Raw genomic sequence first — 17,239 nt, 5'->3', positions numbered from 1 at the left:
GCCTGCTCGCGAAGGCATCGGACGAGTCAACCTGCTATTGACTGACAAACCGCTTTCGCGAGCAGGCTCGCTCCCACAAGGGGTCTGTTTTGCCTGATGCAGAGCACCGTGGCCATAAACACCAGGCAAAAAGAAACCCCGAGAAGTGGGGAGACAACTCGGGGTTAAACGTGACCCTTAAAGGTCCGTACAACAAGCTACAGGCACCGGAGCACAATGCTTGCTCTTGTTGGTAAAAAGTCTGACTCGCTAGAACGTAGGAAGGTTCCCGCGGGATGTCACTCAATTGGCAGCAAGCATGACCTTGTCGCGCGCCACGTTACGTAACGCCGCGATGACACACGGCTCCAGCCGCCCCTCGGCAATCAGCACATCGCGATGCAGGCCGTCGACCACGTCGGTCAATTGGCGCTTGTCGGTCAGCTGGGCCTGGTTGAACAGCCGTTCGACCATGATGGCCCCCGAGGAATTCTTCAGCGTTACCAGGCATTCGCCTTTGGTACCGGAGGGCGTGAGCGTGACCTGATACGGGCTCAAGGCTTCATTGAGCAACAGGCTGATACTTTCCATTCGATCACCCTTCAATAGTCCGAAAAAAAACAACTGCACATTAAGTGACCCCGCGGCCCGGCAGAAAGTTCGCCAGCGCAACGAACCGGCACGACGGCGACCTGTTCAACCGAGCATGCGCGTTCAATATGACAGCTGGATATCAGCCTCAGCGGATGCAATCGATCAAGCCGGCAGCCGCTTGGAACGATCCCTCCGGCGTCCAACCTCGATCCAACCGCCCAGGACACCGCGCAACCGGCCATCAGCGGCATAAAAGGGCACCGACCAGTGATAGATGTCCTGCAATCCACTGCGCAACATCAGCTGGCGGTCGACAAACCGGGGCTGACGGGTTCGCAGCTGCTCCATCAGCTCCCCGTGCAACAGTTCGGCGGTTGCCGCCGGCATTGCCGCAGACTCCGTCAGACACGTGCCTCGCAGCTTCTCGAAGCGAGTCGCGAACCGCTCCTCATAACTTTTGTTGCACATGATCAGCCGCCCTTCGAGATCTCGAATAAAGATCGGATCGGGAATGGCATCCATCAAGGCGCGCTGGAACGTCAATTGGTCGTTGAGTACGGTCTCGGCCTTGAGGCGCTGTCCGATCTGGCCCTGCAAGCGGCGGTTCCAGAGCAGCGACAACAGGCCGAACACCCCTGCCGCGATCACACACCAATAGCCCTGCAGGGGGATGCGCGACCAGAACGACGGTTCCTGATCAGGTGTTTTCTCGGCGAACCACTTGAAACGTAGCGCGCGCATGTCTTCGGCGGGAAACGCTTCCAGCGCCTTGTTGAGGACATCCAGCAATGTTTGGGAATCCTGCCGTACAGCGAGATAGTCTGGCTCCCACATGCCTTCGAGACTGCCCCCCACCTGCAGTTGCCCTGAAGGATAGAGGTGCACGGCGGTTTCGCTTTCGATGGTGGCATGGGCTTCGCGATTTTCCACCAACGCCCTTGCCTCGGCAGGGGTCATCACCGTGCGCAGCGCTATGGTTGGATGCTCGCGGCGGATTTCCGCTTCCAGGGCATGCCGTGCCGGCAACGCCAGCACCTTGCCCGCCAACTGATCCAGCGAACGAAGCGCAGGCTCCCCCTCACGGCCAACGAATACCCAGTCGAAACCGCCGAACGCATGGCTGAAATTCAGCACAGCCCGGCGCTCGTCATTCATCGCCAGGACACTAGACATGTCGGCTTCGCCGTTTTCCAGCATCTCTATCAATTGATCGGCAGAGAACGACTCCCGATGGATGAATTCAAGTCCGGTCATTCGCTCAATGGCATGGAGCATGTCAGCGTTCAGGCCGCTCCATTCTCCCTGTGCATTCTTGAACAGGTACAGCGGGATTTGCATCGACGCCACAACGACACGCGGGTTCTGCCTGATCCAGTCCAGCTCCCGGGCGTCGAGCACCAGTCTCTCGCCCGCTTCGAGCGGTGACTGCCCGGGAGTCGTCGACGGGTCAGCGCCGCCCCATTGGCTCCAGTACATCAGGGCCAGGCCCATCATCCAGCTCAACGCCGGTTTGCATCGGTTAACGAACAGCATCTGCACTTCCTTCGAGTTCACTCGCCCGTCCTTCCTTGGGCGAAACCCGACCAGTTTGGCATGCAGAAACAAAGAAGCCCGTCAGGAGACGGGCTTCAAGATGTGACAGCTTCCAGCGATCAGAGCGGCTTGCCGCGGTTGCCATGCTGGCTGACAAAGGCCTGCACGGCCTTCAGATCATTAGGCAATACGGTGCAACGCTCATCTCGCTCAAACAAATCAGAAAGATGTGCAGGCAGCTCAAGCGCTTTTCCTACGCCAGCTTTCTCCACGGCCTCTGGAAACTTCACCGGGTGAGCGGTGCCCAGGATGACCATCGGGATATCCAGGCTGCGGCGGCATTCGCGCGCCGCTCGCACCCCGATGGCGGTGTGCGGATCGAGCAACTCACCGCTCTGCTCGAACACCTCGGCGATGGTTTCGCAGGTCTGCGCGTCATCCACCGCCAGGGAGTCGAACAGCTTGCGGGCTTCGGTCCAGCGTTCGGCCTCGACGCTGAAACCACCGCCCTGACGGAAGCTGTCCATCAGGCCCGCAATCGCCGCGCCATTACGACCGTGCAGGTCGAACAGCAAACGCTCGAAGTTCGACGACACCATGATGTCCATCGACGGCGACAACGTGGCGTGCAGGGTTTCCTTGACGTACTGGTTACCGCTCATGAAGCGGTGCAGGATGTCGTTGCGGTTGGTGGCGACGATCAGCTGGTTGATCGGCAGCCCCATGTTGCGTGCCAGGTAACCGGCGAAGATATCGCCGAAATTGCCGGTGGGTACCGAGAACGCCACCGAACGGGCCGGGCCGCCCAACTGCAGGGCCGCGTGGAAGTAATAGACGATCTGGGCCATGATCCGCGCCCAGTTGATCGAGTTCACCGCCACCAGCCGGGTACCCTTGAGGAAGCTCTGGTCGGCGAAGCTGGCCTTGACCATTTCCTGGCAGTCATCGAAGTTGCCTTCGATGGCGATGTTATGGATGTTGTCGCCGAAAATCGTCGTCATCTGCCGACGCTGCACTTCCGAGACGCGGTTGTGCGGGTGCAGGATGAAAATATCGACGTTCTCGCAATGCTTGCAACCTTCGATGGCGGCCGAGCCGGTGTCGCCGGAGGTGGCACCGACAATCACCACGCGCTCGCCACGCTTTTGCAACACATAGTCCAGCAGGCGGCCGAGCAATTGCAGGGCGAAATCCTTGAAGGCCAGGGTTGGGCCGTGGAACAGCTCCATCACCCATTCGTTACCGTTGAGCTGACGCAACGGCGCGATGGCGTTGTGGGAAAAGACGCCGTAGGTCTCTTCCAGGATCTTCTTGAAATCAGCGTCCGGAATGCTGCCGGTGACGAACGGGCGCATCACTCGGAAGGCCAGCTCGTGATACGGCAGGCCGGCCCAGGAAGCGATTTCTTCCTGGGTGAAGCGCGGCAGGTTCTCTGGCACATAGAGGCCGCCGTCCGTGGCCAGGCCGGCCAGCAGGACATCTTCGAAATTCAGGGCCGGTGCCTGGCCGCGGGTACTGATATAGCGCATAGGGGCAAACCTTCGGTTTGAGCTGCGAGCTGTAAGCTACAAGCTCCAAGTAAAAGCGGATCTGCTTTTACTTGGAGCTTGCAGCTTGAAGCTTGTAGCTGCTTAGTTCAAATGCTCGACGCGGATACGGACCACCGGGCCAACGACTCCCTGAAGCGCCTCCAACGCTGCGATCGCATCGTTGATGCGTTGCTCGACCACGCGGTGGGTCAGCAGGATCATCGGCACCAGGCCGTCGTGTTCCTCGACTTCCTTCTGCATGATCGACTCGATGTTGATGCCGCGTTCCGAAAGGATGCTGGCAACCTGGGCCAACACCCCTGGATGGTCCTTCGCCTGGATACGCAGGTAGTAGGCACTTTCGCACGCTTCGATCGGAAGAATCGGGTGGTCCGACAGCGAGTCCGGCTGGAACGCCAGGTGCGGCACGCGATTTTCCGGGTCGGATGTCATGGCGCGAACCACGTCCACCAGGTCGGCAACCACCGAAGAAGCGGTCGGCTCCATGCCAGCGCCAGCGCCATAGAACAAGGTCGAGCCGGCGGCGTCGCCGTTGACCATTACCGCGTTCATCACGCCGTTGACGTTGGCGATCAGGCGATCGGCGGGGATCAGCGTCGGATGCACACGCAACTCGATGCCGCTGGCGGTGCTGCGCGCCACGCCCAGGTGCTTGATGCGATAGCCCAGGGCCTCGGCGTAGTTCACGTCGGCGGTGGTCAGCTTGGTGATGCCTTCGGTGTAGGCCTTGTCGAACTGCAGCGGAATACCGAAGGCGATCGACGCCAGGATCGTCAGCTTGTGCGCCGCATCAATGCCTTCGACGTCGAACGTCGGGTCCGCCTCGGCGTAGCCCAGCGCCTGGGCTTCGGCCAGCACGTCTTCAAAAGTGCGGCCCTTCTCGCGCATCTCGGTGAGGATGAAGTTGCCGGTGCCGTTGATGATCCCGGCCACCCAATTGATCCGGTTGGCCGACAGCCCTTCGCGAATCGCCTTGATCACCGGGATACCACCGGCTACGGCGGCCTCGAAAGCCACGATCACGCCCTTCTCGCGGGCCTTGGCGAAAATTTCATTGCCGTGAACGGCGATAAGCGCCTTGTTCGCGGTGACCACATGCTTGCCATTCTCGATGGCCTTGAGTACCAGCTCGCGGGCAACGGTATAGCCGCCCATCAGCTCTATCACGATGTCGATCTCAGGGTTCGTGGCCACTTCGAAGACATCGTTGGTAATCGCAATACCGGTCGTCTGGAACTGAGGCTTTGGCGTGCGCATGGCAATTTGTGCCACTTCGATCCCACGCCCGGCACGACGAGCAATTTCCTCGGCGTTGCGCTGAAGTACGTTGAAGGTGCCGCCACCGACGGTACCTAACCCACAGATGCCTACTTTGACCGGATTCACTCTTGACTCCCCATGAAACGGCCGACACAAGGTCGGCCGTGAATACAGCCGCGCAGCAACGCGACTTTGTGTTTAACGGCCCGGCGAAGATTTTCGCCAGGCCGTGATCTTCTGCAGCGCATTGGCCACGATCATTTCGCCCCAAGGGCCAGTTTGGCGACTTGCGGCGCCGGCTGGTAGCCCGGAATCACCTGGCCATCAGCCAAAACGATGGCCGGCGTGCCGTTCACACCAATGGACTGGCCGAGGGCGAACTGCTTGGAGACCGGGTTCTCGCACTTGGCGGCTTTGATTTCCTTGCCGTCGACCATTTTGTCCATGGCCGCTTTCTTGTCCTTGGAGCACCAGACTGCCTGCAATTGCTCATCGCCCGGCGAGCCGAGGCCCTGACGCGGGAACGCCACGTAGCGCACCTCGATGCCACGCTTGTTCAGCTCTGGCACTTCGGCGTGCAGTTTGTGGCAGTACGGGCAGGTGGTGTCGGTGAACACGGTAATATGCGACTTGGTTTCGCCCACCGCCGGGTAGACCACGGTTTCGGCGACCGGGATACCGTTGATCAATTTGGAGATGCCTTGGCGCTCGGTGATCTCGGTGAGATTCACCGGCTTGCCGTCCTTGAGCGCGAACAGGTTGCCCTGGACGATGTACTGACCGTCGGCGCTGGCATACAGCACACGGCTGCCCTGCAGCTTGACCTCATACAGGCCGGACATCGGGCTGGCGGAGATGGCCTCGATCGGCACTTCAAGCTCGAGGTTGGCGAGGCTTTTGCGGATCGCCTGGTCGGCCGCGTCATCGGCGATGGCAAAGGTACTGGCCAACGCAATGGCGGCGGCGGTGAACATCTGGATCAAACGCATGAGGACTCCTGAGGCAAACAAATAGGCGGGGACACCGAGGCAGAGATTCGGGTTCCAGCCGCCCACTGTGCAAACCGGGAAAGCCTACCACATAAGCCCCGTATGGCCGAATGCCGGTGATGCAAGGTTGGCGACCGACTTCCTGTGGGTTCTTCATTCAGCCGCGCGGATGGTGCCTGGCATGCAACTCCTGCAACCGCGCCCGGGCGACGTGGGTGTAGATCTGGGTGGTGGACAGGTCGCTATGCCCCAGCAGCATCTGCACCACCCGCAGGTCGGCGCCGTGATTGAGCAAGTGCGTGGCGAAGGCATGGCGCAGCGTGTGGGGCGAGAGCGATTTGTTGATCCCGGCCACCTTGGCCTGGTGCTTGATGCGGTGCCAGAAAGTCTGGCGGGTCATCTGCTCGCCGCGCAGGCTGGGAAACAGCACGTCGCTGGGACGCCCGCCCAGCAAGTCATGACGGCCATCGCGCATGTAGCGCTCGACCCAGACGATCGCTTCTTCGCCCATCGGAACCAGGCGCTCCTTGCTGCCCTTGCCCATCACCCGCAACACGCCCTGGCGCAGGTTCACTTGTTCCAGCGTCAGGCTGATCAGTTCAGTGACCCGCAGGCCACAGGCGTACAACACTTCCAGCATGGCCCGGTCGCGCTGACCGATGGGGTCGCTGAGGTCCGGTGCCGCCAGCAGCGCCTCGACGTCCGCTTCCGAAAGGGATTTGGGCAGCGGACGCCCCAGTTGCGGCATTTCCACGCGCAAGGTCGGGTCCACCGCGATCAGCTTTTCCCGCAACAAATAACGATAGAACCCACGTAAGCCAGAGAGAAACCGGGCAGTAGAGCGCGGCTTGTAGTTCTGCTCCAGGCGCCACGCCAGATGATCGAGGATCAACTCCCGCCCGGCATTGGCCAGCTCCAGGTTGTTTTCCTGGAGCCAGCCGTTGAACAGGGCGAGGTCGCTGCGATAGGCACCGCGGGTGTTATCGGACAACCCCTTCTCCAGCCACAGGGCATCGAGAAACTGGTCTATCAGCGGGTGATCGATGGCAGGCATAAAGACTCTTGAAAGATACGGGCGTACACGGATTCAACGGGAATGAAGCCATGCAGGGTGCGCAAAGACCAAATCGCAGGCAACAAAAAAGCAGCCCGCAGGCTGCTTTTTTTTGCATCGGAAGCTGGACTTAAGCCAGTTTTTCCTTGATGCGAGCTGCTTTACCGGACAGGTCACGCAGGTAGTACAGCTTGGCTTTACGCACGTCACCGCGACGCTTCACAGCCATGCTGTCGATTTGCGGGCTGTAGGTCTGGAAAGTACGCTCTACGCCAACACCGTTGGAGATTTTACGAACGGTGAATGCACTGTTTACGCCGCGGTTACGCTTGGCGATAACAACGCCTTCGAACGCTTGCAGACGTGCACGGTCGCCTTCCTTCACTTTCACCTGAACGACAATGGTGTCGCCCGGGGCAAAGGGAGGGATTTCTTTGGTCATCTGCTCTGCTTCGAGTGCAAGGATGATTTTGTTAGTCATGCTGTGCTCCTAAGGCAAGTCATCGGACTTACCATCGATACGTTGTTAACTATCGTCCCGCTCGCGGATGTATTCCTCGAGCAGCTTCTTCTCTTCTCCAGAAAGCGAGCGGCTTTCCAGAAGATCGGCGCGTCGTTCATAGGTCCGACCAAGGGACTGCTGTAAACGCCAACGCCGGATGTGCGCGTGGTTGCCACTTAGCAACACGTCGGGAACACGCTGATCCGCATACACCTCCGGTCGGGTGTAGTGCGGGCAATCCAGCAGACCATCCGTAAAGGAATCTTCCTCGGCGGAATCCGCATGCCCTAAAGCTCCAGGCAGCAGTCGTGTAACCGCATCGATCAGGACCATCGCCGGCAGCTCGCCGCCAGACAGTACATAGTCGCCAATCGACCACTCTTCATCGACATGAGCTTCAATGAAACGCTCGTCAATGCCTTCGTAACGGCCGGCAATCAGGATCAATGCATCCGATTTCGCCAGCTCGCGTACCGCCGACTGAGTCAGCTGACGGCCTTGGGGCGACAGGTAGATCACCTTCGCACTCTCCCCGGCTGCCGTCCTGGCCTGAACCAGCGCATCTTCCAGGGGCTTGATCTTCATCACCATGCCCGGACCACCGCCAAACGGGCGATCGTCCACAGTGTGATGTCGATCCGTGGTGTAGTCCCGCGGATTCCAACAAGTGAGCTGCAACAGCTCCTGTTTCACCGCGCGGCTGGTTATGCCGTACTCGCTGATGGCGGAAAACATCTCGGGAAACAACGTGATGACTTCAACGCGCAGATTAGCCACGTCTAGAAATCCGCATCCCATTCCACCTTCATCTCGCCTGCTGCCAGGTCAACGGCCAACACGCATTGCTCGGTATAGGGCAACAGGCGTTCGCGATCATCCAGGCTGCCGACGCAAGGCTTTACCACCATGACATCGTTCGAACCGGTCTCGAGCAGGTGATCGATCTTCCCGAGCAGTTGCCCGAGGTGGTCGATGACCTTCAGACCCACCAGCTGGTACCAGTAGTACTCGCCGTCGGTCAGTTCAGGGAACAGGTTGCGCGGCACGCAGATCTCATAACCGGCCAGAAGACGCGCTTCTTCACGATCATCGAGACCCTTGAGCTTTGCGACCAGGAACTTGTCGTTCCCGCGTCCGCTGACCAGCTCAACCTGTTTCACGCTACCTTCGCGCTTGAGCGTCCAGGTTTTGTAGTCCAACAGGTTTTTGATCGGATCAGTAAAGGAGTAAACCTTCACTTCGCCGCGAACGCCATGAACAGAATAGATCTTGCCGACAACGATCAGATCATCAGCATCTTTTGGCGTCGCGTTCATATTGCTCAGGCCGCAGCCTTAGCCGATTCCTTCAACAACTGAGCAACACGCTCAGAAGGCTGTGCACCAACGCTCAGCCAATAGGCTACGCGCTCTTGGTTCACGGACAGACGGATTTCCTGACCACGGGCAACAGGGTTGAAGAAACCAACCTGTTCCTTGTGGGAACCGTCACGCGGATTGCGGCTGTCGGTTACGGTCAGGTGGTAAAACGGGCGCTTTTTGGAGCCGCCAAGGGCAAGACGGATTGTTAGCATGTGAACATCGTTCCTGTAGTCGGTGCTGCAAATCTAAATGCACAGCGGGCATAGGTGCCCGAAAGGCCGCATATTCTAAGGAATATCCGGACTTTTGCAAATGACTTTTTCCGGCGCATGGCGCCGTGCGATCAAGATTTGCCGTAGAGCCGTCATGAAAAACGGCAGGTAGCTCCCGCATAGCACGGGTTTGCTGGAGATCCCCGCATCCGTGCGGGGCAACGCCGACATGACAGCCGGCGCAGATTCTTTACATTTTCGGCATACCGCCGCCGGGCAACATACCGCCCATGCCGCGCATCATCTTGGCCATCCCGCCCTTGGCGGAGAACTTCTTCATCATCTTCTGCATCTGCTTGTGTTGCTTGATCAAGCGGCCGATGTCCTGCACCTGCGTGCCGGAACCCATGGCGATACGGCGTTTGCGCGAACCGCTGATCAGGTCAGGGTCGCGGCGCTCGGCCGGGGTCATGGAGTTGATGATGGCTTCCATCTGCTTGAACTGCTTCTCGGCCGCGCCCTGTGCATTGCCCATTTGCGCCAGGTTCACGCCACCAATGTTCGGCAGTTTGTCCATGAGGCCGCCGAGGCCGCCCATGTTCTTCATCTGTTGCAACTGGTCGCGGAAGTCTTCGAGGTCGAAGCCCTTGCCCTTCTTCAGCTTCTTGGCCAGTTTGTCGGCCTTGTCCTTGTCGAGGGTCTGTTCGGCCTGCTCGATCAGGCTGAGCACGTCGCCCATGCCGAGGATACGCGAGGCGATACGCTCGGGGTGGAACGGCTCGAGCGCCTCGCTCTTCTCGCCCATACCGATGAACTTGATCGGCTTGCCGGTAATCGCGCGGACCGACAGCGCGGCACCGCCACGGGCGTCGCCGTCGACCTTGGTCAGGATCACGCCGGTCAGCGGCAGTGCGTCGCCGAAGGCCTTGGCCGTGTTGGCCGCGTCCTGGCCGGTCATGGCGTCGACCACGAACAGGGTTTCCACCGGGTTGATCGCGGCGTGCAGTGCCTTGATCTCGCCCATCATCTCTTCATCGATGTGCAGGCGACCGGCGGTGTCGACGATAACCACGTCGATGAACTTGAGCTTCGCTTCCTTTATAGCAGCCTGGGCGATGTCCACCGGCTTCTGGCTCAGGTCGGACGGAAAGAACGTCACGCCGATGTCGTTGGCCAGGGTTTCCAGCTGCTTGATCGCCGCCGGGCGATAGATGTCCGCGGACACCACCATCACCGACTTCTTCTTGCGCTCTTTAAGGAAGCGCGCCAGCTTGCCGGCAGTGGTGGTCTTGCCCGCGCCCTGCAGGCCGGCCATCAGCACGACCGCCGGAGGCACGGCGCTCAGGTTCAGGTCTTCGTTGGCGGCGCCCATCAGGCTTTCGAGTTCGGCCTGGACAATCTTCACGAAGGCCTGGCCCGGCGTCAGGCTGCGCGACACTTCGGTGCCGACGGCGCGTTCCTTCACCGAATTGACGAAGTCCTTGACCACCGGCAGGGCGACGTCGGCTTCGAGCAACGCCATGCGCACTTCGCGCAGGGTGTCTTTGATGTTGTCTTCGGTCAGTTTCGCCTTGCCGGTGACATGGCGCAGCGTCTGCGAGAGACGGTCGGTTAGGTTTTCAAACATGCGCGATCCTTTCAGGCCCAGATAAGACCGGGATAATGGCGGCCCAGACCGTGAAATATGTGCTCGGCGAGCCTGCGGCGTGGGCAGGTCGCGGATTATAGCGAAGAAGCGTGCGACGTACACCTCGCCGTCGGTTGCGGTGGTCTTTCGTGCGGTGGGGGTTCTATGCCAAACTCAGCGCCTTTCGGGCTTGCCTAACAGGATTTATGCTCCCCTTGTCACCCAGCTTGCTTGCTTCCCTCGCCGCCGCTTGTCTTTATGCCGCTGCGACCTTCTATCAGGGCACCCGCCTGGCCTCCGGCGCCAAGGCGAACAAGCGCCTGCTGGTCACGCTCGGCGTGCTGGCGGTGCTTGTCCACGCGGCCAGTCTTGTCACCCACCTGATGACGCCGATCGGCCTGGGCCTGGACTTCTTCAATGCCGCCAGCCTGATTGCCGTGGCCGTGATTGCCCTGACGCTGCTGGCCTGCTCGCGCATCCCCGTGGAAAACCTGCTGGTGCTGCTGTTCCCGCTGGGACTGGCCACGGTGCTGCTGGCGCAGTTCGCGCCGTCGGGCACCGTGCAGATCATCGACGAAGAGCCAGGCATTCTCGCCCATATCCTGTTGTCGATCCTCGCCTACGGCCTGTTCACCATCGCGGTGTTCCAGGCATTGCTGCTGCTGGTGCAGGATCACCAGCTCAAGCACAAGCACCCGTCCGGGCTGATCCGCAACTTTCCGCCGCTGCAAACCATGGAAAGCCTGCTGTTCGGTTTCCTCTGGGCCGGCTGGACGCTGCTGTCGCTGTCGCTGATTTCCGGCTGGCTGTTCGTCGAAAACCTGTTCGCCCAACACCTGGTGCACAAGACATTGTTGGCGTGCCTGGCGTGGATCGTGTTCAGCGTGCTGCTGTGGGGGCGTAATCGTCTCGGCTGGCGGGGCCACAAGGCAATTCGCTGGACCCTGGCCGGATTCTGCCTGCTGATGCTCGCCTACTTCGGCAGCAAGCTGGTCCGCGAATACATCCTGCATGTCTGACGGACGACACTGATGGATAGGCTGCCCTTGGGGCCATTGTTTGCGGTAATGGTCGTGCTGATCCTCTGGTCGGCGCTGTTCACGGCCATCGAAGCGGCCCAACAGTATCTGCTCGCGCAACGCAAAGCGTCGCGCTCTGGCGACAAGCCACTGGCGAAGCTGAACTTCCCTATCGCCAGCCTGATCCTGGGCAACACCCTCTGTCGTGCGCTGGCCGTGGTAATCGGCACCTGGCTGGCGATTTTTGCCTGGCTGGAAAACGGCCCGTGGCTGGCCTGGCTCGGCACCAGCGCGGCCTTGCTGGTTTTTGCCGATTACCTGCCTCGCACCCTGGCGACCCGCTACCCCGACGCGGTGCTGGGCCTGGGCAACAGCTTGCTTGCCCTGCCGCTGAAAATTGTATATCCGGCCGCCTGGCTGCTCAACGGTTTCAGTCAGTTGCTGCTGCGCCCGTTTGCCCGCAAGACCGGCGCTGTCCAGCACAGCGACGACGAGATGCCCGCACCGCCACGCGCTGAGCATGAACAGGAACACAGCGGCCGGGTCCATCCGGTATCCGGCATCCACGCGCTGGACAACATCACCGTCAACGACATCCTCGTGCCCCGCAGCGAGGTGGACGGGATCAACCTCGACGACCCTATCGGCGAAATCATCGAACAGCTGCGCCTGAACCGTCGGACCCGCCTGCCGGTGTTTCACAGCGACATCAACCAGGTCGAAGCGGTGCTCAACACCCGCCAGATCCGCCACCTGCTGGCGGACGCGAGCCTGACCAAGGAAGCGCTGCTGGCCGCCTGCCACGAGCCTTACTTCGTCCCCGAGAGCACGCCGCTGCAACTGCAGTTGCTCAACTTCCACAAGCAGCAGCGACGCCTGGGCATGGTGGTGGATGAATACGGCGAAGTGCTGGGCATCGTGACCTTGGAAGACATCCTCGAGGAAATCGTCGGCGAGTTCGAAAGCGAGCACAGCCTCGACAATCCTCATGTCCATCCCCAGCCCGATGGCCGCCTGATGATCGAGGGCGCGGCGTCGATCCGCGAGTTGAACAAGACCCTCGGCTGGCACTTGCCTTGCGATGGCCCCAAGACGCTCAACGGCCTGGTCACCGAGGCCCTGGAAACCATCCCCGAAAGTCCGGTCTGCCTGAAAATCGGCCGCTACCGGCTGGAGATCATCGAGACCGTCGACAACCGCGTCAGCCAAGTGCTGGTGTGGCATAACAGCTCGGTGCCGGTGGTTATCTAACCGCCGTACCCGTGGCGAAGGAGCTTGCTCCCGCTGGGCGGCGCAGCAGCCCCAAAGCATCCACCCCAACCTGCCTGACACACCGAGTGCTCAGGTTTCAGGGCCGCTGCGCAGCCCAGCGGGAGCAAGCTCCCTCGCCACAAAAGCTCAGCACACACTTCAATATTGTGCGCAGGCTCTCTTGTCGATTCGTTAGCCCCCTTCCTATACTCAACCCGCTTACCCAGCCCCGCCCGAACCCAGTGCTTACCCGGCACTCAGACCGTTCCGGGCAGCCCACCGGCAATATCCGCTGTAACCCTGCGACTGTTCCTACCCGAAACAGCGACAGCGCCCCAACCCACATCCCTGGGTGTTCGACCATAATAATTCGCTCCAACGGAGCACATGACTGTCAGGGATAACCGCATGACCACCACCACTTGCAATGACGCCGTGGCAAACCAACCGACCAACTCGGCCACCCGCGTGGCAACCGCGAGTTTCATCGGCACCGCCATCGAGTTCTACGATTTCTACGTCTACGCGACCGCTGCCGCCCTGGTGATCGGGCCGGTATTCTTTCCGCAAACCTCGGGCACGGCACAGATGCTGTCGTCCTTCCTGACGTTCGGCATCGCCTTCCTCGCCCGGCCGCTGGGCTCGGCGCTGTTCGGCCATTTCGGCGACCGGATCGGGCGCAAGTCCACCCTGGTGGCGTCGCTGCTGCTGATGGGCGTGTGCACCACCCTCATCGGCGTGCTGCCCGGCTACGCCAGCATTGGCGCGTGGGCGCCGATTCTCCTGTGCCTGCTGCGTTTCGGCCAGGGCCTGGGGCTGGGCGGTGAATGGGGCGGCGCGGCGTTGCTCGCCACCGAGAACGCCCCGAAAGGCAAGCGCGCCTGGTTTGGCATGTTCCCCCAACTGGGCCCCTCCATCGGCTTCCTGGCGGCCAACGGATTGTTCCTGACCCTGGCCATGACCCTCGACGACGAGCAGTTCCGCTCCTGGGGCTGGCGAATTCCGTTCCTGCTGAGCGCCGCCCTGGTCATCGTTGGCCTTTATGTGCGTCTCAAGCTCCATGAAACGCCGGTCTTCGCCAACGCGGTGGCCCGTCAGGAACGGGTGAAAATCCCCTTGGTCGAGCTGTTCAGCCAGTATTGGGCGCCAACATTGCTCGGCGCGGCCGCGATGGTGGTGTGTTACGCCCTGTTTTACATCTCGACGGTATTTTCCCTGAGCTATGGCGTGTCCACCCTCGGTTACAGCCGCGAGACCTTCCTCGGCCTGCTGTGCTTTGCCGTGCTGTTCATGGCCGCCGCCACGCCGCTATCGGCCTGGGCCAGCGACCGCTACGGGCGCAAGCCGGTACTGGTTATCGGCGGCGTCCTGGCGATTGCCTCGGGTTTCCTCATGGAACCGTTGCTGACCCACGGTTCCACCGCCGGCGTGGCGTTGTTCCTGTGCATCGAACTGTTCCTGATGGGCGTGACTTTCGCCCCCATGGGTGCGTTGCTGCCGGAGCTGTTTCCCACACACGTGCGCTACACCGGCGCGTCGGCGGCCTACAACCTGGGCGGCATCGTCGGTGCGTCGGCGGCACCGTTCTTCGCCCAGAAACTGGTGGCGATGGGCGGCCTGAGCTACGTCGGTGGATACGTTTCCGCAGCGGCGGTGCTCAGCGTTATCGCGGTACTGTGCCTTAAGGAAACGCGTCATAACGACTTGAATCGCATCGGTTGAAGGGGTGGCGAGGGATCATTCCCTCGCCACATCAACCTGTCGCCAGCCTGAACGCAGACCATTGAAATAACCCCTGACAATTATCCAGCATTGAAACAACCCCTCACCTGCCCCATCTAAGACCCATACTCCATTGCGCAGGTGCCCCATGAGCGACCAGCACTCGACTGAAGCAAACGACGAATACGCAGACGCCGAACAGATCGAACACACCGTTTCCGGTACGGGCTTGGCCCTGCCCGGCCAGAGCCTGCCGGACAAGGTCTACATCATCCCGATCCACAATCGTCCGTTCTTCCCGGCCCAGGTACTGCCGGTCATCGTCAACGAAGAACCGTGGGCCGAGACCCTGGAGCTGGTGGCCAAGTCCGATCACCATTCCCTGGCGTTGTTCTTCATGGACACGCCCCAGGAAGACCCGCGCCACTTCGACACCTCGAAACTGCCGCTGTACGGCACACTGGTGAAGGTCCACCACGCCAGCCGTGAGGCCGGCAAATTGCAGTTCGTTGCCCAGGGCCTGACCCGCGTGCGCATTCGCACCTGGCTCAAGCATCATCGCCCGCCATACCTGGTGGAAGTCGAATACCCGCATCAGCCAAGCGAGCCGACCGACGAGGTCAAGGCCTACGGCATGGCGCTGATCAATGCGATCAAGGAACTGCTGCCGCTCAACCCGCTGTACAGCGAAGAGCTGAAGAACTACCTCAACCGCTTCAGCCCCAACGACCCTTCGCCGCTGACCGACTTCGCCGCCGCGCTCACCTCCGCCACCGGCAGTGAATTGCAGGAAGTGCTCGATTGCGTGCCGATGCTCAAGCGCATGGAAAAAGTCCTGCCGATGCTGCGCAAGGAAGTCGAAGTGGCGCGGCTGCAGAAAGAGATTTCCGCCGAGGTCAACAGCAAGATCGGCGAACATCAGCGCCAGTTCTTTCTCAAGGAGCAACTCAAGGTCATCCAGCAGGAGCTGGGCTTGACCAAGGACGACCGCAGCGCCGACCTGGAACAATTCGAACAGCGCCTGGAGGGCAAGGTGCTGCCGGCCCAGGCACAGAAACGCATCGAAGAGGAAATGAACAAGCTCTCGATCCTGGAAACCGGCTCGCCGGAATACGCCGTCACGCGTAACTACCTCGATTGGGCAACATCGGTGCCGTGGGGCGTGTATGGCCAGGACAAGCTTGACCTCAAGCACGCCCGCAAGATTCTCGACCAGCACCACGCCGGCCTGGACGACATCAAAGACCGCATCCTGGAATTCCTCGCGGTGGGCGCTTACAAAGGCGAGATCAGCGGTTCCATCGTCTTGCTGGTTGGCCCTCCGGGCGTGGGCAAGACCAGCGTCGGCAAGTCCATTGCCGAATCCCTCGGGCGGCCGTTCTATCGTTTCAGTGTCGGCGGCATGCGCGACGAAGCCGAAATCAAGGGCCACCGGCGCACCTACATCGGCGCCCAGCCGGGCAAGCTGGTGCAGGCGCTCAAGGACGTCGAAGTGATGAACCCGGTGATCATGCTCGACGAAATCGACAAGATGGGCCAGAGCTACCAGGGCGACCCGGCTTCCGCGCTGCTCGAAACCCTCGACCCGGAGCAGAACGTCGAATTCCTCGACCACTACCTGGACATGCGCCTGGACCTCTCGAAAGTGCTCTTTGTGTGCACAGCGAACACTTTGGACTCGATTCCCGGCCCGCTGCTGGACCGCATGGAAGTGATTCGCCTGTCGGGCTATATCACCGAAGAAAAAGTCGCCATCGCCAAGCGCCACTTATGGCCCAAGCAACTGGCCAAGGCCGGCGTTTCCAAGGGCAGCCTGAGCATCAACGACAGCGCTCTCAAGGCACTGATCGACGGTTATGCCCGGGAGGCCGGCGTCCGTCAGTTGGAAAAACAGCTGGGCAAACTGGTGCGCAAGGCGGTCATGAAGCTGATCGACGAGCCGAAAGCCGTGATCAAACTCGGGCCGAAGGATCTCGAGGCGTCCCTGGGCAAACCGGTATTTCGCAATGAGCAGGTGCTGTCCGGCGTGGGTGTGATCACCGGACTGGCCTGGACCAGCATGGGCGGCGCGACCCTGCCGATCGAGGCAACGCGTATCCACACGCTCAATCGCGGCTTCAAGCTCACCGGGCAACTGGGCGAAGTCATGAAGGAATCGGCTGAAATTGCCCACAGCTACGTCAGTTCGCACCTGAAGCAATTCGGCGGTGATCCAAAGTTTTTCGATGAGGCTTTTGTTCACCTGCACGTACCGGAAGGCGCCACGCCCAAGGACGGCCCGAGTGCCGGCGTGACCATGGCCAGCGCCCTGCTGTCCCTGGCGCGTAACCAGCCGCCGAAAAAAGGCGTGGCCATGACCGGTGAACTGACCCTTACCGGGCATGTCCTGCCGATTGGCGGCGTGCGCGAAAAAGTCATCGCGGCGCGTCGGCAGAAGATCAATGAATTGATCCTGCCGGACGCCAACCGGGGCAATTTCGAGGAACTGCCGGACTACCTCAAGGAAGGTGTCACGGTGCACTTTGCCAAGCGGTTTGCGGATGTGGCGAAGGTGTTGTTCTGACGGTCCTGTAGTGCCTGTGCTGG

At 60.7% G+C, this 17,239-nt stretch carries 15 protein-coding genes; 4 read left to right on the top strand and 11 right to left on the bottom strand.

Features of this window, described 5'->3' with window-relative positions:
* Positions 1-282: 282 nt before the first annotated feature.
* The 11 genes from J3P84_RS05765 to ffh all read right to left on the bottom strand — a co-directional run bounded on the left by J3P84_RS05765 (position 283) and on the right by ffh (position 10,661).
* Positions 283-570 (bottom strand): DUF3509 domain-containing protein, encoded by a 288-nt coding sequence (locus tag J3P84_RS05765; protein WP_305499033.1) that lies wholly within the window; start codon positions 568-570, stop codon positions 283-285.
* Positions 571-735: 165 nt separating this feature from the next.
* Complete coding sequence (locus J3P84_RS05760) at positions 736-2,106, bottom strand: transporter substrate-binding domain-containing protein (RefSeq protein ID WP_434628612.1); 1,371 nt, start codon at positions 2,104-2,106, stop codon at positions 736-738.
* A 119-nt stretch (positions 2,107-2,225) separates the two neighbouring features.
* A complete protein-coding gene (gene thrC, locus J3P84_RS05755) occupies positions 2,226-3,635 on the bottom strand; it encodes a threonine synthase (protein ID WP_305499032.1) in 1,410 nt (469 codons plus the stop codon).
* A 102-nt stretch (positions 3,636-3,737) separates the two neighbouring features.
* On the bottom strand, positions 3,738-5,042 hold the full coding sequence (locus J3P84_RS05750) for a homoserine dehydrogenase (protein WP_305499031.1): 1,305 nt from the start codon (positions 5,040-5,042) through the stop codon (positions 3,738-3,740).
* Between the two features lie 131 nt (positions 5,043-5,173).
* Positions 5,174-5,905: a DsbC family protein gene (locus tag J3P84_RS05745; RefSeq protein WP_305499030.1), complete on the bottom strand. Its 732-nt coding sequence runs from the start codon at positions 5,903-5,905 to the stop codon at positions 5,174-5,176.
* A gap of 157 nt (positions 5,906-6,062) precedes the next feature.
* Positions 6,063-6,959, bottom strand: coding sequence for a site-specific tyrosine recombinase XerD (gene xerD, locus J3P84_RS05740; RefSeq protein WP_434628607.1), 897 nt, complete (start codon positions 6,957-6,959; stop codon positions 6,063-6,065).
* 130 nt (positions 6,960-7,089) lie between these two features.
* Complete coding sequence (gene rplS / locus J3P84_RS05735; RefSeq protein ID WP_305499028.1) at positions 7,090-7,440, bottom strand: 50S ribosomal protein L19; 351 nt, start codon at positions 7,438-7,440, stop codon at positions 7,090-7,092.
* Between the two features lie 45 nt (positions 7,441-7,485).
* Positions 7,486-8,259: a tRNA (guanosine(37)-N1)-methyltransferase TrmD gene (gene trmD, locus J3P84_RS05730; RefSeq protein ID WP_434628603.1), complete on the bottom strand. Its 774-nt coding sequence runs from the start codon at positions 8,257-8,259 to the stop codon at positions 7,486-7,488.
* The gene (gene rimM, locus J3P84_RS05725) at positions 8,241-8,777 is read right to left on the bottom strand and encodes a ribosome maturation factor RimM (protein WP_058544503.1); all 537 of its coding nucleotides are present in this window, start codon (positions 8,775-8,777) and stop codon (positions 8,241-8,243) included. The genes trmD and rimM overlap by 19 nt, the downstream gene beginning before the upstream one ends.
* Positions 8,778-8,782: 5 nt before the next feature.
* A complete protein-coding gene (rpsP, locus tag J3P84_RS05720) occupies positions 8,783-9,034 on the bottom strand; it encodes a 30S ribosomal protein S16 (protein WP_003185073.1) in 252 nt (83 codons plus the stop codon).
* A gap of 250 nt (positions 9,035-9,284) precedes the next feature.
* A complete protein-coding gene (ffh, locus tag J3P84_RS05715) occupies positions 9,285-10,661 on the bottom strand; it encodes a signal recognition particle protein (RefSeq protein ID WP_135843856.1) in 1,377 nt (458 codons plus the stop codon).
* A gap of 206 nt (positions 10,662-10,867) precedes the next feature.
* On the opposite strand from ffh, the gene J3P84_RS05710 reads away from it, so the two are divergent.
* The 4 genes from J3P84_RS05710 to lon all read left to right on the top strand — a co-directional run bounded on the left by J3P84_RS05710 (position 10,868) and on the right by lon (position 17,216).
* Positions 10,868-11,680 (top strand): cytochrome C assembly family protein, encoded by an 813-nt coding sequence (locus J3P84_RS05710; RefSeq protein WP_305499026.1) that lies wholly within the window; start codon positions 10,868-10,870, stop codon positions 11,678-11,680.
* A 12-nt stretch (positions 11,681-11,692) separates the two neighbouring features.
* Complete coding sequence (locus J3P84_RS05705) at positions 11,693-12,931, top strand: HlyC/CorC family transporter (protein ID WP_434572020.1); 1,239 nt, start codon at positions 11,693-11,695, stop codon at positions 12,929-12,931.
* A gap of 408 nt (positions 12,932-13,339) precedes the next feature.
* Positions 13,340-14,653: an MFS transporter gene (locus tag J3P84_RS05700; protein ID WP_434572018.1), complete on the top strand. Its 1,314-nt coding sequence runs from the start codon at positions 13,340-13,342 to the stop codon at positions 14,651-14,653.
* A 148-nt stretch (positions 14,654-14,801) separates the two neighbouring features.
* Positions 14,802-17,216, top strand: coding sequence for an endopeptidase La (lon, locus tag J3P84_RS05695; RefSeq protein WP_434601755.1), 2,415 nt, complete (start codon positions 14,802-14,804; stop codon positions 17,214-17,216).
* The last annotated feature ends 23 nt before the right edge of the window (positions 17,217-17,239 follow it).

This window comes from Pseudomonas sp. Z1-29 (assembly GCF_051131995.1).
Classification (GTDB): Bacteria; Pseudomonadota; Gammaproteobacteria; order Pseudomonadales; family Pseudomonadaceae; genus Aquipseudomonas.
Note: the sequence above shows the minus strand (reverse complement) of the source record. Positions and strands in the feature narration are given on the sequence as shown.

Bases quoted from the DNA above. Each gene is read 5' to 3' on its own strand.
- J3P84_RS05760 (WP_434628612.1), bottom strand. From the start codon at position 2,106: ATGCTGTTCGTTAACCGATGCAAACCGGCGTTGAGCTGGATGATGGGC.
- rplS (WP_305499028.1), bottom strand. From the start codon at position 7,440: ATGACTAACAAAATCATCCTTGCACTCGAAGCAGAGCAGATGACCAAA.
- thrC (WP_305499032.1), bottom strand. From the start codon at position 3,635: ATGCGCTATATCAGTACCCGCGGCCAGGCACCGGCCCTGAATTTCGAA.
- lon (WP_434601755.1), top strand. From the start codon at position 14,802: ATGAGCGACCAGCACTCGACTGAAGCAAACGACGAATACGCAGACGCC.
- trmD (WP_434628603.1), bottom strand. From the start codon at position 8,259: ATGGGATGCGGATTTCTAGACGTGGCTAATCTGCGCGTTGAAGTCATC.
- J3P84_RS05710 (WP_305499026.1), top strand. From the start codon at position 10,868: ATGCTCCCCTTGTCACCCAGCTTGCTTGCTTCCCTCGCCGCCGCTTGT.
- J3P84_RS05765 (WP_305499033.1), bottom strand. From the start codon at position 570: ATGGAAAGTATCAGCCTGTTGCTCAATGAAGCCTTGAGCCCGTATCAG.
- ffh (WP_135843856.1), bottom strand. From the start codon at position 10,661: ATGTTTGAAAACCTAACCGACCGTCTCTCGCAGACGCTGCGCCATGTC.
- xerD (WP_434628607.1), bottom strand. From the start codon at position 6,959: ATGCCTGCCATCGATCACCCGCTGATAGACCAGTTTCTCGATGCCCTG.
- J3P84_RS05745 (WP_305499030.1), bottom strand. From the start codon at position 5,905: ATGCGTTTGATCCAGATGTTCACCGCCGCCGCCATTGCGTTGGCCAGT.
- rpsP (WP_003185073.1), bottom strand. From the start codon at position 9,034: ATGCTAACAATCCGTCTTGCCCTTGGCGGCTCCAAAAAGCGCCCGTTT.
- rimM (WP_058544503.1), bottom strand. From the start codon at position 8,777: ATGAACGCGACGCCAAAAGATGCTGATGATCTGATCGTTGTCGGCAAG.
- J3P84_RS05705 (WP_434572020.1), top strand. From the start codon at position 11,693: ATGGATAGGCTGCCCTTGGGGCCATTGTTTGCGGTAATGGTCGTGCTG.
- J3P84_RS05700 (WP_434572018.1), top strand. From the start codon at position 13,340: ATGACCACCACCACTTGCAATGACGCCGTGGCAAACCAACCGACCAAC.